Below are 16,440 nucleotides of genomic sequence, written 5' to 3' on the forward strand. Positions count from 1 at the left end.
ATTTCGTTTATGGCATTTTCTGTGCGTACGCACGGCAATGTCACTCTTTTTACCTAGCTGGCAGCATTCTTAATTATGACCGTACGCCTGTTTCTCGCCAAAGGACGTGAAAAGTCCTTACTCCGTCGCCACCCATGGGTCTTCTCCGGTGCCGTTCAACGTATTGAAGGTAAAGCCCTGTCCGGCGAAACCATCGATATTCACGACGCGCAGGGAAAATGGCTGGCGCGCGGCGCCTACTCGCCTGAATCGCAAATCCGTGCCCGTGTCTGGACTTTCCAGCAGGATGAAGACGTTAACATCGAATTCTTCATCCGCCGTTTACAGCAGGCACAAAGCTGGCGTGATTGGGTTGCGAAGCGCGACGGGTTGGACGGATACCGTCTGATCGCCGGTGAATCCGACGGCATGCCGGGCATCACCATCGATCGCTTCCAGAATTTCCTGGTGTTGCAATTGCTGTCTGCCGGCGCCGAGTATCAGCGTGCTGCGCTGATTACCGCCTTGCAGCATTGCTACCCGGAATGCGCCATTTACGATCGCTCAGACGTCGCGGTGCGTAAGAAAGAAGGCCTGCCGTTGGCGCAAGGACCGGTATTAGGTGACCTGCCCCCTGCTCTGTTGCCAATCACCGAGCATGGCATGAAGCTGCTGGTGGACATTCAGCAGGGCCATAAGACCGGTTTTTACCTCGACCAGCGCGACAGCCGCCTGGCTGCCCGTAACTATTCCGCCGGCCGCCGCGTGCTTAACTGCTTCTCTTATACCGGCGCATTCGCGGTATCTGCATTGATGGGCGGTTGCTCACAGGTGATCAGCGTAGATACATCGCAAGCGGCGTTGGATATCGCCAAACAGAATGTTGAACTGAACCGGTTGGATCTGAGCAAGGCCGAGTTTGTGCGCGATGACGTGTTCCAACTGCTGCGCAACTACCGCACGCAGGGTGAAAAATTCGATCTGATCATTATGGATCCGCCGAAGTTCGTCGAGAATAAAAACCAGCTGGCCAGTGCCTGCCGCGGCTATAAAGATATCAACATGTTAGCGCTTCAGTTGTTGAATCCAGGCGGTATTTTGCTGAGCTTCTCCTGCTCCGGTCTGATGCCTACCGATTTGTTCCAGAAAATTTTGGCCGATGCCGCTGTAGATGCCGGGCGTGATGTACAATTTATAGAGCAGTATCGTCAAGCTGCCGATCACCCGGTAATTGCGACTTACCCTGAAGGGCTGTATTTGAAAGGGTTTGCGTGTCGGGTGATGTAACTTGAAATACGCTGTTTTGCCCTCATATAGAGAGCAAGGCACTGTTTCTCAGGAGGTCATCATGATTGTCAGCAAATTCGGTATCGGACAACAGGTTCGGCATAAGCTGCTGGGGTACTTGGGGGTGGTAATTGATATCGACCCTGAATACTCCATGGAACAGCCTAAAGCTGATGAAATAGCGGCGAATACCGATCTACGTTTCGCCCCTTGGTACCACGTGGTGATGGAGGACGAAGAAGGCCAACCGGTGCATACCTATCTGGCGGAAGCACAGCTGGATGGCGAAGCCCAGGATGCCCATCCTGAACAACCTTCACTGGACGAGTTGGCGGAATCTATCCGTCACCAGCTCCAAGCCCCGCGCCTGCGCAACTGATTAGCCAGGCCTGAGAAACACCCAATAAGGGCCTGGCATTTGTCAGGCCTTTTCTTTTACCGGCTTTCAGCGCTCCAGACCCAGGCGAGGAAGCTCGATTTTAGGGCAACGATCCATTACCACCTTCAATCCTGCCTCACGCGCCAACGCCTCGGCCTGTTCATTAATAACGCCAATTTGCAGCCATAACGCTTTGGCACCAATCGCAATCGCCTCTTGCGCTACGCCATACGCCGCCTCCGAATTACGGAACACATCAACCATGTCCACCGGGTGCGGAATATCTTTCAGCGTGGCATAGGCCTGCTGGCCAAGCAACGTTTGCCCTGACAGCTTGGGGCTGACCGGCGTTACCTGATATCCCTGTGACAGCAAATAAGCCATGACACCAAAGCTGGGCCGGGATGGATTATCACTGGCACCCACCAGCGCAATGGTTTTCACCTGCTTGAGCAGGTCGGCAATCTCGTGGTCTTGCATCTTCGGCTCCAATCATCAACGGGCGATTTCCCTGTTCCGAGTGTACTCTATCGGCTTTAAATCGGCTAAACGCAACCATGCGGAAACTCCCGGCCACTTTTGCGGTCTGATGCTGTCACTGCCAGCATATCCGGCTCAAATAAATGTCCAAATGAAAATAAATGTGTACATTTGTAAACCAAACCGTAATGCTGAAAAACTTTGACACAATCTATGGCGTGTTCAACACTAATAGCGATGCCACTTATAAGGAGATAACCATGAAATTTGGTCTGATGGTTGCGGGGCTGCTCAGCATCAGTATCAGCATGCCTGCCGTGGCTACGACCCTGAAACTCTCCCCGGACATCGATCTGCTGGTGGTCGACGGCAAGAAAATGACAGGAGCGTTGTTAAAAGGTGCCGACAGCCTGGAGCTGGATGGCGGGCAACATCAGTTGCTGTTTAAAGTGGCCAAGTCTGTACGTTCAGGACAGCACGAACAAACTGCCTATACCTCCCCTCCGCTGATCGCGACCTTCAGTACGCAGAATGTCAGCTCCGTTGCCATTGAGCTGCCGCGTATTGAAAATGTACGTGATGGCCAAAGATTCGATAAAACGCTCAACTATCAAGTGATTGATAAGAACGGTAACGCGCTGGCGATGAAACACGACGTGCTGCATGCCGATGGCGCCACGCTCAGCGTCGATTTGGAAAAAGTCATGGCGGACTACAACAGTCAAAACCGCCCGGCCTCGGTGCCGGCTTTCACCCAGGTGCGCGCGACTACGCCTTCCTCTCCGCTCGCCAGTGCCGCGCTGAACTCCCCCACGGTCACTTTGAAGGGTGAAAACGTTTCCGAACAGATGCTGCAATACTGGTTCCAGCAGGCGGACAAAGAGACGCAAAAGCGTTTCCTCCATTGGGCGAATAAACAGCCCGTGCGTTAAGATTACCGGCGCCTTTATTTAAAGGCGCGCTTTCTTCGCATTTTCAGGTGTAAACGCTAGGCAGTGAAAAACAGTTTCAGTAATCTGTCGCACATCCCCTGATTAGCGAAGGACATCGAGATGGAATTTACTACCCGCACTATCGCCGCGCGTAAACACATTGCGCTGGTGGCACACGATCACCGCAAACAAGCCCTGCTTGCCTGGGTTGAAGAAAACAAATCCGTCCTTGAGCATCATCAACTGTACGCCACCGGCACTACCGGTAACCTGATCCAGCGTGCCAGCGGCATTCCGGTGCAAAGCATGTTAAGCGGCCCGATGGGAGGCGATCAGCAGGTCGGCGCGCTGATTGCCGAAGGCAAAATAGATATGCTGATCTTCTTCTGGGATCCCCTCAATGCGGTTCCCCACGATCCGGATGTGAAAGCGCTGCTGCGTCTGGCGACGGTATGGAACATTCCCGTCGCCACCAACCGCTCAACGGCGGATTTCCTGATCGATTCTTCACTCTTCAAACGTGAAGTGGAAATTGCCATTCCTGATTATCAACGCTATTTGCAGGATCGCCTGAAGTAACGCTCGCGGCCTGGTTTCCGCCAGGCCTTAATTTTAAGGCTTCTTCTGAGCAGGAACGCCGAGATCCTGCAGTTGTTCAACGAAGACCGACGGACGTTCACGATCCTGCAGTAACCAGACCTGATGCTTGGCGCGAGTCAGCGCTACATACAGCAGTCGCCGCTCTTCGGCATCCGGGAAATCTTCCGGCTGCGGCAACAAAACATCCTCCAATACCGACTCACGCGCGACCGCCGGAAAACCGTCGCTGCCTTGGTGCAAACCGGCGATGATCACGTACTCCGCCTGCTGCCCTTTACTGGCGTGAATGGTCATAAACTCGAGGGTCAGTTTTGGCCAACGGGTCGCCGCTTTTGCCAGCGCCTGCGGTTTCAAATGGTGATAGCGTGCCAGCACCAGAATTCGCTCATCCGGCTTGGCATAACCGCTCAGCTTGTCCAACAGATTTTCAAGCTGCTCATTCGGTAATAAAATCACCGATTTCTTATTGCCCTTGCTCAGGCTGTTCAACGGTTTTTTCAACTGATGTGGGTTCTGTTGCACAAAACGGTTCGCGATCTCGCCGATACGATCATTGAAACGGTAAGTGGTATCGAGCGCACACTGGGCACCTTCGCCAAAGTTCTCGGCAAAGGCGGTGGTCAACGTCAACTCGGCCCCGCTGAAGCGGTAAATGGCCTGCCAGTCGTCACCTACCGCAAACAGACAGGTTTGTTTATTTTGTTTACGCAACGCTGCCAGTAATTGCGCACGCTGGGGTGAAATGTCCTGGAACTCGTCCACCAGGATGTGTTTCCACGGGCTGACGAACCGACCTTTCTCCAAGATATTGACCGCCTGGTGGATCAGGCCTGAGAAGTCCACCGCCCCTTCCTCTTTCAACGCCCCTTTCCAGGCCTTGAGCAAAGGGGCCATTAAGCGAATGCGTTTTGAGAACAGGTCACGGATTTCTTCATCCGCCTGTTCGATCATTTCTGCCTGGCTACCGCCGTGCATGCGCATCAGGCCCAACCAGCGTTCGAGTCTGCCGGCCAACCGCTCCGCCAGGCGCTTGTCCTGCCAAAAATCGCCTTCGGGCACTTCCCATTCCAACTCTTCAATCAACCATTGACGCCAGCCTTTAGCCTGGGCTTTTTTCTCTGCGCACTGCTGCTGCCAATGGGTAATCAGCAAAGCCCGGCGAGCCTTGCTGTCGGTTTCCAGCTTACTGATCGCCGGCACCTTGCGGTTGCCCTGTTGGATAATCTGTAGTGCCAGTGCATGGAAGGTTTTGGCCTGGATAGCCACGCCGCCCAGCCGTTCCTGAATGCGTTCGTTCATCTCTTCCGCCGCCTGGCGACCGAATGCCAGCAGCAGTATTTGCCCGGGTTCGGCCTCCTGACGGCGCAATAGCCAGCCCGCGCGCGCCACCAATACCGAGGTTTTTCCGCTGCCTGCTCCGGCCAATACCAATACCGAGTCTTCACCGTTAACTACGGCGCGACTTTGCGAGTCGTTCAGCGGTGAGCTTTCTATGCTCTGGAAGAAATCCTGGTGCGTCTCCAGCATCCGTTCGGTCCACTGCCGGTTACGCTGCTCCACGCTGTGCAACCCGTGCTGCAGCCATTGGCGGCAGATTTGATAATCTTCCCGACAGTTGTCAAATTCCTCCAGCCGTGCAACCGGCATGGGCAAAGCACCGAAAGACTGGCGAATCTGTTGCTGCAACTTGCCCAGTTCGGATTTCTTAAACCACTTATCCTGCTGCTCAATTCGCTGAATATGTTCGACCTGTTGCTGCAAAACGCCGGCGCTGACCTCGCTCATCTCAGCGCTCCACTGCTGCCAGGCCTGCTGGAGGTAATGATAGAAACGCTGAGTTTCCTGCCATTCAGTCCCGTGCAGGCGCACCACTTTTTCATCCGGCAGCTCAAACTCCAGCTCGCCCCAGACGATGCCGCGCTTGCATCTAACCTGAATCAACTGATTGAAAGGAATAAGGTATTCATGCTTTTCACCGCTCACCTCGACCCCGGCGTGCAGCAACCGCACGCGGTTATAAGGATGCTGAGCCAGGTGTTTCCCCAGCGATGTCGCTTTAAGTTCCATATCTTCGCGCCATGACTATGTTGAGATTAAATAACGGATATCTGCCAGTTTACCTGCGATAAGCAGTGGCACTCTAGCGCTAAAAAAAGGGTAGAATAGATTTTGCGTTTTGATAGCAAACGCAACCGCATCGCGGTTTGGCCATCATTAGAGCAGAATGACGACTATGCGTACTGTACTGAATATTCTTAATTTTGTGTTGGGCGGTTTTGTCACTACCCTGGGCTGGCTGATCGCCACGGTATTTAGCGTGCTGTTGATCATCACCCTGCCACTGACTCGCTCCTGCTGGGAGATCACCAAGCTGTCGTTACTGCCGTTCGGTAATGAAGCTATTCACGTTAATGAGCTTTATCCGGAAAAAAGTAATGCGCTGCTTTCCGCCAGCGGCTCGCTGCTGAATATTGTCTGGCTGATCCTGTTCGGCTGGTGGCTCTGCCTGTCGCATATCGCCGCCGGTATTGTGCAGTGCGTAACTATTATTGGCATTCCGGTGGGCATTGCCAATTTCAAAATCGCCGCCATTGCCCTGTGGCCGGTTGGGCGTCGCGTGGTCTCAGTAGAAATGGCGCAACAGGCCAGAACTGAAAATGCCCGTCGTCAGTATCAGCAGCGTTAATTTTTTCTCCGCCCGAGGAGTTTTTTGTGCTCTCTTTTGCACCAGCAATACGCCGTTATGCCTACAACAGCAACCTGCTTTATGACCTGCGTATTTTTATTGCGCTGGCCGGCGCAGCCGCCGTCCCCTGGTGGCTCGGTATTCCGAAACTCACTATTCCCCTGACTCTGGGGGTGGTGGCGGCGGCGTTGACCGATTTGGACGACCGCCTGACCGGCAGACTACGCAACTTGCTGATTACGCTGGTGTGTTTCTTTGTTGCCTCCGCCTCCATTGAACTGCTGTTTCCCTACCCCTGGCTGTTCGCGCTTGGCCTGACGACCTCCACCTGCGGCTTTATTCTGTTAGGTGCTCTGGGGCAACGTTACGCCACCATTGCATTTGGTGCCTTGTTGATTGCGGTTTACACCATGCTCGGCACTTCGATGTATGACGCCTGGTATCAACAGCCTATGCTGCTGATCATTGGTGCTCTGTGGTACAACCTGCTGACGCTGATAGGTCATCTGATCTTCCCTATCCGTCCTCTACAGGAAAATCTGGCGCGTTGTTACGACCAGTTGGCGAATTATCTGGACGCCAAAGCCAACCTGTTTGATCCCGACGCCGAACAGGATGCAGACCTGCCCTGGATGGACGTTGCCATGGCCAACAGCACGCTGGTGACTATCCTCAACCAAACCAAGGCTTCATTGCTGACGCGGTTAAAAGGCGATCGCGGCCAACGAGGCACCCGCCGCACACTGCATTACTACTTCGTTGCGCAGGACATCCATGAACGCGCCAGCTCCGCGCACGTTCAATACCAAGCGCTAAGCCGACAATTCCGTCATAGCGATATCCTGTTCCGCTTTCAGCGCTTGCTCAGCATGCAGGCTCGTGCCTGCCAGCAGTTGGCCCAGTCGATTTTGATGCGGCAAAAGTATCAGCATAACGTTCGCTTCGAACCGGCCTTTGCCCGCATTGATGAAGCTTTAGCGCGCGTTACCCTTACCCCGGAAAATCGCGAGTTGACCAAGGCGCTGTCGCACCTGTTGAAAAATTTGCGCGCGATTGACGCACAGCTGGCAAATATTGAATCCGAACAGGCATTGGCCAACGGCCAGGTGGAAGAGAACAGCCTGTCGGATGACCGGCTCACCGGCTGGAGCGATATTCGCTTGCGCATCAGCCGCCATCTGACGCCGCAATCGGCCTTGTTCCGCCATGCCATCCGCATGTCTGTGGTGCTGTGTATTGGTTATGCCTTTATTCAATTTACTGGGATGCAGCATGGCTATTGGATCCTGTTAACCAGCCTGTTTGTCTGCCAACCCAACTACAACGCCACTCGCCGCAGGCTGGCATTGAGGATAATCGGCACACTGGCCGGTATTCTTGTCGGGCTGCCAATCCTCTATTTTGTGCCCTCGGTGGAAGGCCAACTCGTGCTGATTGTGATTAGCGGCGTTTTGTTTTTTGCTTTTCGCACCGTGCAGTACGCACATGCCACCATGTTTATCACCCTGTTAGTATTGCTGTGCTTTAACCTGCTGGGCGAAGGTTTCGAAGTCGCCGCGCCGCGCGTTTACGACACGCTGCTGGGTTGCGCCATCGCTTGGGCCGCAGTCAGCTTTATCTGGCCTGACTGGAAGTTCCGGCAATTACCCACGGTGGTCAGTAAGACGCTGAACGCCAACTGCCGTTATCTGGATGCCATTTTGGTGCAATACCATCAGGGAAAAGACAACGGCCTGTCCTACCGTATCGCTCGGCGGGATGCGCACAACAGTGACGCGGAGCTGGCATCGGTGATTTCAAATATGTCTGCCGATCCCAAAGCCAATAAAGACGTTCAGGATGCGGCCTTCCGTCTGCTGTGTTTGAACCACACCTTATTGAGTTATATCTCGGCGTTGGGGGCACACCGTGAACGCCTGAATAATCCTGCGACCCTGGATCTGCTGAGTGATGCTGTCTGTTATGTCGATGGCGCCCTGCATCAAGAAGAGCAGGACAGTGGGCACATCACTCAGGCGTTGGAAAGCCTGGCTGAACGAATTCAACACGCGGCGCCGGAACCGGAAAGCAAAGATCAATTGGTGTTGCAGCAGATTGGGCTGGTGATTGAGCTCTTGCCGGAACTCACGATGCTGAATGCGCAAATAGGTAAATCGGCATAATCATTCAGGGCCTTTCATAAGGCCCTGGACTCTTGGGTTATGGCCGTGGCTAAGCAACATCATGGTGCGGTCAAACCAGTGCGTCAGCTCGCTGCGTAATTCCGAAGGCAAAGCGGCGTGATGATAGCCGGCGATGGCCCCGCCTAATGAAAGCAGCACCCGCAACCCCAAATTTTTTTGCTGCTGCAGTAGCCGAAGATAACTGCGCTTGGCCCCGTTTAACCGCAAATCATAAACATTACGAATACCGGCTCGCCACAGCAAACGTTCCATATTGATGTCGATATTCGGTAAGGTTTTTAACCGACTCTGGTTGTCCGCTTTAATCTCTTGCTCCCGACGCGCTTCGCGAATGGCCTGCCAGGCTAACCCAACCAGTTCATCCCTATCACGCCACAAGGTCTCATCTACCCAGTAATAGCGCATAGTGATAGGCACACCGCGTTTGGAGTAAACCATATTGACCATACCGCGTGAGCGAAAGACCGATTCCAGCCCCTCCGTAGCGCGAAGATAAAGCTCTCCTTCAGCGATAACCGCGAACATGATGCCGTCGGCCAGTACCCCGTAGCCCCCGAACTGCGAGCGAGTAGTGATAGTGCCCAATGCGCAAAAACAGGCCTTGGCCTGTGCGATCCTTCCCGTTGATTTCCCTTTCATAACGTCCTCCTGGTGTGGGTTAGCGTTCTATCATTTCCCGTATCAATGAAATAAAACTAACGTGAACAAGTAATTAGAAAAATACGCACTATCCATGGGCATGCCAATCACAAAACTCTGCCGTATAAAAAATGATCGCAATTATGCGAGGTGCTACGAAGATTTGGGTTGATCTTACTGACAACTGGATGTACTGTATAAACATACAGTGACACTACGGGCGGGATACTTTATGCGTACTCAATCACTCTACAAAACCCATTTCAGCCACACCTCTTTTGCGGTGAACAATGCTGCAGAAAACACAGATGCCGGCAACAAAAATGGCCTTATCAGTGAACTTGTTTACAACGAGCATCAGCCCGCAGTGGCGCAATTGTTGCTGCCTTTGCTACAGCAGTTGGGCATGCAGTCGCGCTGGTTGTTATGGCTGACTCCACAGCAAAAGCTGAGTAAAAGGTGGCTACAGCAGTCCGGCCTGCCGGTTGGGAAAGTGGTGCAGCTGAGCCAAATCAGTCCGCTGGACACGGTCGAAGCGATGGAAAAAGCGTTACTGACGGGAAATTACAGTGTCGTACTCGGCTGGTTACCCGATCTTACGGAAGAAGATCGTCTAAAATTAAGACGCGCGGCAGAATTAGGTAACGCTTATGGGTTCATTATGCGTCCTCAACGTGACATAAACCCGATTCACGGACAGTGTTCCACCCTAAAAATTCACTCTTCTTTGTATCATTAAGTAAATTTAGGATTTTTCCCATCATTTTCATCGTTCTTCAAGGGAACCTTTATGGGATCAGGGGAAAAGCGAGTGCGGCTGCGGTTCCGCGGCCCAAAACGAAGGCTGAATTGCTCGTTTTTTTGCCGGTTAATGTTAGTAAATATGTACGATTCCGCGTTTTTTTTTAGAGCTTTATCACATCACACTTGTAACTTTCGCGCCACGTTGTAGACTTTACATCGCCAAGGTTGCTCTATAACGCCAGATAAACTGGCCGAGTAACAAACGAGGGCTCAAACCTTGGCGAAGGAATTTAACCAAGGGCTTAAAACAGCTTTAAAGCTCATTGCCTATTTGGATGATAACGAGGCGCAAAATGAAAAAGACAGCTATCGCATTAGCAGTGGCACTGGCTGGTTTCGCTACCGTAGCGCAAGCCGCCCCAAAAGATAATACCTGGTACACCGGTGCTAAACTGGGCTGGTCCCAGTACCATGACACTGGTTTCTACGGCAACGGTTACCAGAATGGTATCGGCAATGGTCCGACCCATAAAGATCAACTGGGTGCTGGCGCGTTCCTGGGTTACCAGGCGAACCAATACCTGGGCTTCGAGCTGGGCTATGACTGGCTTGGCCGTATGCCTTACAAAGGCAGCGTGAACAACGGTGCTTTCAAAGCACAGGGCGTTCAACTGGCAGCTAAACTGAGCTACCCAATCATCGACGATCTGGACATCTACACTCGTCTGGGTGGTATGGTATGGCGTGCTGATTCCAAAGCTAACTACGGCAATGGCACTCGTCTGAGCGACCACGACACTGGCGTTTCTCCGCTGGCTGCAGTGGGTGTTGAGTACGCACTGACCAAAAACTGGGCTACTCGCCTGGACTACCAATTCGTTAGCAACATCGGTGATGCAGGTACTGTCGGCGCACGTCCAGACAACACCATGCTGAGCCTGGGTGTTTCTTACCGTTTCGGTCAGGATGATGTTGTTGCTCCAGCACCAGCTCCGGCTCCAGCTCCAGTTGTTGAAACCAAGCGTTTCACTCTGAAGTCTGACGTGCTGTTCAACTTCAACAAATCCACTCTGAAAGCAGAAGGCCAACAGGCTCTGGACCAGCTGTACACTCAGCTGAGCTCCATGGATCCTAAAGATGGTTCTGTTGTAGTTCTGGGTTACACCGACGCCGTTGGTTCTGACCAGTACAACCAGAAACTGTCTGAAAAACGCGCTCAAAGCGTTGTTGACTACCTGGTATCTAAAGGTATTCCTTCAGACAAAATCTCTGCACGTGGTATGGGCGAAGCTGATTCCGTCACTGGTAACACCTGTGGCTACAAAGCTGGTCGTGCTACCAAAGCACAGATCGATTGCCTGGCACCAGATCGTCGCGTAGAGATCGAAGTTAAAGGTATCAAAGACGTTGTAACTCAGCCACAAGGCTAAGCTACCACTCTTAGTAAAAAACCCCGCTATGCGGGGTTTTTTTTCGCTCAAAATCAGCGGAACTGGCTACGTGCCCCCTTTCAAGGAATCACGGAACGGGACTTACTGTTCGTCTTTACCGAGAATGGCTTTTAAATCCTGTTTCAGCGATGACATCTGACTGGCATACTTCTCTTTACGTTCCGCATCTTCAATCAGCTGGACCACGGTTTCTGACAAAGTCACGCCGCGGCGACGAGCCAGGCCGGCCAAACGCTGCCAAACCAAAAACTCCAGATCGATAGATTTTTTACGCGTATGTTGGTGTTCTGCGTTAAAATGACGTTTACGCCGTGCGCGGATCGTCTGCTTCATCCGGTTATCCAGTTCCGGATTCATATGGTGGCTAATCCACGTCAGCACTTTTACCGGCTCATTTTCCAGCTTCAGCAGCTCTTCAATGGCTTCCTGAGCAAGGCTGTTTTCAATGTGGCGGGTAATAGCTTCCCCTTCCCGATGCTTCTTCACCAGGTACTTCCATTTCCAACCGCTCTCCAGATTTTCCAGTTGCTGATATTTCATCATGAGCTCTTCAGTGACCGCGTAACTTTAATTAAGCATAACAGCTTTACGCCGAATTTCCCCGGCAATTACCCCTCTTTTAGACTGTTTTTTGCACAGTCATCGCGCGATGTCAAACTCCCTGACACCAACTACGACTCTGCATGTATCAAGCTGTCGTTATTCTTGTATAATCGCCCTTTCCCTTTTTGACGATTGCATCTAACACTTTGACCAATAACCGACTTGAATGGCAATCACTGTTGCCGGACGTTACGCCTTATCAAGCGATATTTGATACCGCCGCGCAGTTGGCGCCCGTGTCCTTTGCTTCCATTCAGCCTCGGCTGGAAAATGCACTGACGCTGTTTTGCCATCCACAGTCGCCACCGCGTTTCATGCTGTTGAAAGCGCAGGAAACGCGTGAGTATCTGGCATTGATAGCCCAGGCAGTTGAGCAACTGCAACCGCAGAATACCGCGTTTAAGGGCAGTCACTATGTGATCCAGGGCAGCAAAGTCAGCGTTGAACCCGCAAGCCAGGGTGATGAAGCCTTTGCGGCCGGTGGCGCCTGTGTGTTTCAGGAGTGGATTGAGCCGGAGCAGCTGTTTGGCTGCGTCAGGATCCACAACAATGAAATCAGCTTGCAACCTGGTCTGGTGCATAAAGCCAACGGTGGCGTGCTGATCCTGTCGGCACGTTCCCTGCTGGCTCAGCCGTTACTGTGGCTGCGCTTGAAGCAAATGATCACCCAGCGCCAATTCCATTGGGTTTCCCCGGATGAAACGCGACCGCTGCCGATTGCCATTCCCCCGATGCCGTTGGAATTACGGCTAATCGTTGTGGGCGATCGCCACGGCCTGGCCGATTTCCATGATATCGAGCCGGAGCTGAGCGAGCAGGCGGTCTACGGCGAATACGAAGAAGATCTGCAACTCACCGAAATCGATGACATGGTGCAATGGTGTGGCTACGTCAATGCCCTTATCGACGAGAAGCAGTTACCACCGCTGGCCGCCGATGCCTGGTATCCGTTAATGGTTCAAGCCGTGCGTCACAGCGGCGATCAGGGCAATCTGCCGCTCTCCCCGCTGTGGATCAGCCAACAACTTTCTGAAGCGGCGCTGTATGCCGAGGAAGAGAGCATCACCGCCAAAGCATTCGAAGCCGCATTGAATGCCCGCGAATGGCGTGAAAGCTACCTCGCAGAGCGGATGCAGGATGAAATTGAGCTGGGCCAAATCCTGATTGAAACCGAGGGGGAAGTCGTCGGCCAGATCAACGGCCTGTCGGTGTTGGAATATCCTGGCCACCCACGCAGCTTTGGCGAACCATCTCGCATCAGCTGTGTGGTGCATCTTGGCGATGGCGAATTTACCGACGTCGAGCGCAAGGCCGAACTTGGCGGTAATCTGCATGCTAAAGGCATGATGATTATGCAGGCGTTCCTGATTTCCGAACTGGAACTGGACCAGCCGCTGCCCTTCTCGGCTTCAATCGTGTTTGAGCAATCTTACGGCGAAGTGGATGGCGACAGCGCCTCACTGGCCGAGTTATGTGCGCTTATCAGTGCACTCTCGTCGCAGCCAATTACCCAGCAGATTGCGGTAACCGGCTCCGTCGACCAATTCGGCAATGTTCAGCCTATTGGCGGCGTCAACGAGAAGATCGAAGGCTTTTTCGAAGTTTGCCAACGTCGCGGTTTGACAGGCAAACAGGGCATCATCATGCCCGCTACCAACGTGCGCCACCTGTGTCTACGCCAGGACGTAGTCGATGCGGTGCGCGAGGGGCAATTCCATCTGTGGGCCGTCGACAGCGCCGCAGAGGCCTTGCCATTACTCACCGGTTATCCTTACTCTGATGAACAGCAACCTAATCTGTTGGCTGCGATTCAGGAACGGATTGCACAGGTGAATCCGCAGGAACGCCGGCGCTGGCCGTGGCCACTTCGTTGGCTCAACTGGTTCAACCACGGCTGATCGGACTTGTTCAGCGTACACGTGTAAGCTAATCTGCGCCCTTCATTAAAATAAGGTTTACTGAGAACATGGTAGAAAAACGCGACTCCTATACGAAAGAAGACCTCGAAGCATCCGGCCGTGGCGAGCTGTTTGGCGCCGGCGGCCCGCCGTTGCCGGCAGGTAATATGTTGATGATGGACCGCGTGGTCAAAATGACCGAAGACGGTGGTACCCACAACAAAGGCTATGTGGAAGCGGAACTGGATATCAATCCTGACCTATGGTTCTTCGGTTGCCACTTTATCGGCGATCCAGTGATGCCAGGCTGCCTGGGTCTGGATGCCATGTGGCAGTTGGTAGGCTTCTACCTCGGCTGGCTGGGTGGCGAAGGCAAAGGTCGTGCGCTGGGCGTGGGTGAAGTTAAATTCACCGGCCAGGTATTGCCGACCGCGAAGAAAGTCACCTACCGCATCAACTTCAAACGCGTGATCATCCGTAAGCTGATTATGGGTGTGGCTGATGGTGAAGTTCTGGTCGACGGCCAGGTGATTTACACCGCCAGCGATCTTAAAGTGGGCCTGTTCAAGGACACTGCTGCGTTCTAATCGCAGTCACGGCGGCCCTTCCCGGTCGCCGTTTTATTTCCCCGCCGCTATTATGCCCTGTGCTTTAAACCTCAGGTTCATGGCGGCTAAATAGTAACTACAATTATTGTAGTTACCAGGAGGTATGCCATGCAGAAAACCCGTTTTGACAACATGCCATGCCCAGTAGCCCGCTCACTGGACCGCGTGGGAGAATGGTGGAGCATCCTGATACTTCGCGATGCGTTCCATGGCCTATCGCGGTTTGATGAATTCCAGCAAAGCCTGGGGCTTTCGCCCACCATATTGACCCGCCGCCTGAGATACCTGGTGGAAAGCGGTATCCTGCATAAGCAGCGATATCAAACCCGGCCAGTACGGTATGAGTATCTGCTCACCGAACGCGGTAAAGATTTCTTCCCAGTGCTCGCGGCCCTGTTCCATTGGGGAAATACCCATCTGGCCGATGACGGCATTAGCGCGGAACTGGTCGACCGCCGTACCGGGCAGCCAATACGCGTAGAACTGATCGACAGCATTACCCGGCAGCCTATCGCGCTGCATAATATTACCTTAGCGCCAGGGCCGGCAGCGACCGACGGTATGCGCCAACGCGCGGCCCTGATGCAGCAGAACCTTTCTGCATTCCCCCCCGAATCATCCAAGGAGTCACTATGAACAGTCGTCGTATAGTCATTACCGGCATGGGCGCCGTTTCGCCACTGGGATGCGGCGTAGAGGCTATCTGGCAGCGTCTGCTGAATGGCCAGTCCGGTATTCGTCCGCTCCCGGAAGAGATCGTTGCCGACCTGCAGGTTAAAATCGGCGGGCAGGTGCCTTCACTGGAGCAGGATCCCGAGGCAGGTTTTGACCCCGACAGCTCCGTACCGCCAAAAGACCAAAAGAAAATGGACCGCTTTATTCTGCTGGCGATGGCGGCGGCCGATGAGGCCATTCGTCAGGCAGGCTGGACAGCAGATACGGAAGATAAGCAGGAGCGCACCGCAACCGTGATTGCCTCCGGTATCGGTGGCTTTCCGGCGATTGCTCACGCGGTGCGCACCACCGACAGCCGGGGAGCCAAACGCCTTTCGCCATTTACCATTCCTTCGTTCCTGGTCAATCTGGCGGCCGGTCATGTGTCGATTAAACACCAGTTCAAGGGCCCGATCGGCGCCCCCGTTACCGCTTGTGCAGCAGGCGTACAGGCTATTGGTGACGCGGTACGCATGATTCGTAACGATGAGGCCGATATCGCGCTGTGTGGCGGTACAGAAGCCGCAATCGACACCGTCAGCCTCGGGGGCTTTGCCGCAGCGCGCGCCATGTCCACAACGTCACCTGAAGAGGCAGAAAAAGCCTCCCGGCCATTCGACAGTGCCCGCAACGGTTTTGTCATGGGGGAAGGTGCCGGCATGTTGGTTATTGAAACGCTGGAACATGCGCTGGCGCGTGGTGCCACACCACTGGCAGAAATTGTCGGCTACGGTACCAGTGCCGATGCCTACCACATGACCTCCGGTGCTGAAGACGGTGACGGCGCCTATCGCGCAATGAAAATTGCGCTGAAACAGGCCGGTGTCACACCGGAGCAAATTCAGCACCTGAATGCCCACGCGACCTCAACACCCGTCGGTGATTTGGGTGAGATCAACGCCATTAAACACCTGTTCGGTACCGGGGGCAGCATAGCCATCACTTCGACCAAATCTGCTACGGGACATTTACTCGGGGCTGCAGGCGGGCTGGAAACCATATTTACGGCGCTGGCACTGCGCGATCAGATCGCACCAGCCACGCTGAATCTGGATAATCCAGACCCGGCGGCCGAGGGATTGCATTTGGTGGCCAATAAAGCGCAACCAATGACCATCAACTACGCGCTGTCGAACGGCTTTGGCTTTGGCGGCGTGAATGCGAGTATCTTGCTGAAACGCTGGCAGGAATAAGACGGTTTAAACAAAAACCTCCGCCCGGAGCGGAGGTTATTCCTTTTTTTTGACAGGGAGCCGC

The 16,440-nt window shown here is 53.6% G+C and carries 16 protein-coding genes; 12 read left to right on the forward strand and 4 right to left on the reverse strand.

The window, feature by feature from the left end:
• The first annotated feature begins 75 nt into the window (after window positions 1-75).
• Complete coding sequence (gene rlmI, locus ACMGG1_RS15485) at window positions 76-1,266, forward strand: 23S rRNA (cytosine(1962)-C(5))-methyltransferase RlmI (protein ID WP_044549619.1); 1,191 nt, start codon at window positions 76-78, stop codon at window positions 1,264-1,266.
• A 61-nt stretch (window positions 1,267-1,327) separates the two neighbouring features.
• Window positions 1,328-1,645, forward strand: coding sequence for a heat shock protein HspQ (gene hspQ / locus ACMGG1_RS15490; RefSeq protein ID WP_414160837.1), 318 nt, complete (start codon window positions 1,328-1,330; stop codon window positions 1,643-1,645).
• A gap of 66 nt (window positions 1,646-1,711) precedes the next feature.
• Here hspQ and ACMGG1_RS15495 read toward each other — a convergent pair whose 3' ends face one another.
• A complete protein-coding gene (locus ACMGG1_RS15495) occupies window positions 1,712-2,125 on the reverse strand; it encodes a CoA-binding protein (RefSeq protein WP_046373973.1) in 414 nt (137 codons plus the stop codon).
• Window positions 2,126-2,385: 260 nt separating this feature from the next.
• On the opposite strand from ACMGG1_RS15495, the gene ACMGG1_RS15500 reads away from it, so the two are divergent.
• Window positions 2,386-3,057, forward strand: coding sequence for a DUF2057 family protein (locus ACMGG1_RS15500; RefSeq protein WP_122078283.1), 672 nt, complete (start codon window positions 2,386-2,388; stop codon window positions 3,055-3,057).
• Window positions 3,058-3,177: 120 nt separating this feature from the next.
• Window positions 3,178-3,636: a methylglyoxal synthase gene (locus ACMGG1_RS15505; protein WP_020826178.1), complete on the forward strand. Its 459-nt coding sequence runs from the start codon at window positions 3,178-3,180 to the stop codon at window positions 3,634-3,636.
• 33 nt (window positions 3,637-3,669) lie between these two features.
• On the opposite strand, the gene helD is transcribed toward ACMGG1_RS15505, so the two are convergent.
• On the reverse strand, window positions 3,670-5,724 hold the full coding sequence (gene helD / locus ACMGG1_RS15510) for a DNA helicase IV (RefSeq protein ID WP_259216766.1): 2,055 nt from the start codon (window positions 5,722-5,724) through the stop codon (window positions 3,670-3,672).
• A 166-nt stretch (window positions 5,725-5,890) separates the two neighbouring features.
• Between helD and ACMGG1_RS15515 the strand changes: the two genes are divergently transcribed.
• Both ACMGG1_RS15515 and yccS read left to right on the forward strand, forming a co-directional pair.
• Window positions 5,891-6,343 (forward strand): YccF domain-containing protein, encoded by a 453-nt coding sequence (locus ACMGG1_RS15515; protein ID WP_020826176.1) that lies wholly within the window; start codon window positions 5,891-5,893, stop codon window positions 6,341-6,343.
• Window positions 6,344-6,369: 26 nt separating this feature from the next.
• Complete coding sequence (gene yccS, locus ACMGG1_RS15520) at window positions 6,370-8,505, forward strand: YccS family putative transporter (RefSeq protein ID WP_414160838.1); 2,136 nt, start codon at window positions 6,370-6,372, stop codon at window positions 8,503-8,505.
• On the opposite strand, the gene ACMGG1_RS15525 is transcribed toward yccS, so the two are convergent.
• Complete coding sequence (locus ACMGG1_RS15525) at window positions 8,506-9,165, reverse strand: TfoX/Sxy family DNA transformation protein (protein ID WP_122078274.1); 660 nt, start codon at window positions 9,163-9,165, stop codon at window positions 8,506-8,508. It lies immediately after the preceding gene.
• Between the two features lie 232 nt (window positions 9,166-9,397).
• On the opposite strand from ACMGG1_RS15525, the gene sulA reads away from it, so the two are divergent.
• Together sulA and ompA are read left to right on the forward strand one after the other, a co-directional pair.
• A complete protein-coding gene (gene sulA, locus ACMGG1_RS15530; RefSeq protein ID WP_044549608.1) occupies window positions 9,398-9,904 on the forward strand; it encodes an SOS-induced cell division inhibitor SulA in 507 nt (168 codons plus the stop codon).
• Between the two features lie 358 nt (window positions 9,905-10,262).
• Window positions 10,263-11,339, forward strand: coding sequence for a porin OmpA (gene ompA / locus ACMGG1_RS15535; protein WP_020826172.1), 1,077 nt, complete (start codon window positions 10,263-10,265; stop codon window positions 11,337-11,339).
• A 102-nt stretch (window positions 11,340-11,441) separates the two neighbouring features.
• Here the strand turns inward: ompA and matP are convergent, their stop codons facing one another.
• On the reverse strand, window positions 11,442-11,900 hold the full coding sequence (gene matP / locus ACMGG1_RS15540) for a macrodomain Ter protein MatP (RefSeq protein ID WP_122080598.1): 459 nt from the start codon (window positions 11,898-11,900) through the stop codon (window positions 11,442-11,444).
• A 209-nt stretch (window positions 11,901-12,109) separates the two neighbouring features.
• Here matP and ACMGG1_RS15545 point away from each other — a divergent pair, with 209 nt between their 5' ends.
• The 4 genes from ACMGG1_RS15545 (at window position 12,110) to fabF (ending at window position 16,376) form a co-directional block, all read left to right on the forward strand.
• Complete coding sequence (locus ACMGG1_RS15545; RefSeq protein WP_170868509.1) at window positions 12,110-13,861, forward strand: AAA family ATPase; 1,752 nt, start codon at window positions 12,110-12,112, stop codon at window positions 13,859-13,861.
• Between the two features lie 68 nt (window positions 13,862-13,929).
• The gene (gene fabA / locus ACMGG1_RS15550; RefSeq protein ID WP_012006178.1) at window positions 13,930-14,448 is read left to right on the forward strand and encodes a bifunctional 3-hydroxydecanoyl-ACP dehydratase/trans-2-decenoyl-ACP isomerase; all 519 of its coding nucleotides are present in this window, start codon (window positions 13,930-13,932) and stop codon (window positions 14,446-14,448) included.
• Between the two features lie 129 nt (window positions 14,449-14,577).
• Window positions 14,578-15,105, forward strand: coding sequence for a winged helix-turn-helix transcriptional regulator (locus tag ACMGG1_RS15555; protein ID WP_048761943.1), 528 nt, complete (start codon window positions 14,578-14,580; stop codon window positions 15,103-15,105).
• Window positions 15,102-16,376, forward strand: coding sequence for a beta-ketoacyl-ACP synthase II (gene fabF, locus ACMGG1_RS15560; RefSeq protein ID WP_414160839.1), 1,275 nt, complete (start codon window positions 15,102-15,104; stop codon window positions 16,374-16,376). Before ACMGG1_RS15555 ends, fabF begins: the two co-directional genes overlap by 4 nt.
• Window positions 16,377-16,440 lie beyond the last annotated feature (64 nt).

Origin of the sequence: Serratia sp. BNK-12 (assembly GCF_047456085.1) — a bacterium.
Taxonomy (GTDB): domain Bacteria; phylum Pseudomonadota; class Gammaproteobacteria; order Enterobacterales; family Enterobacteriaceae; genus Serratia; species Serratia liquefaciens.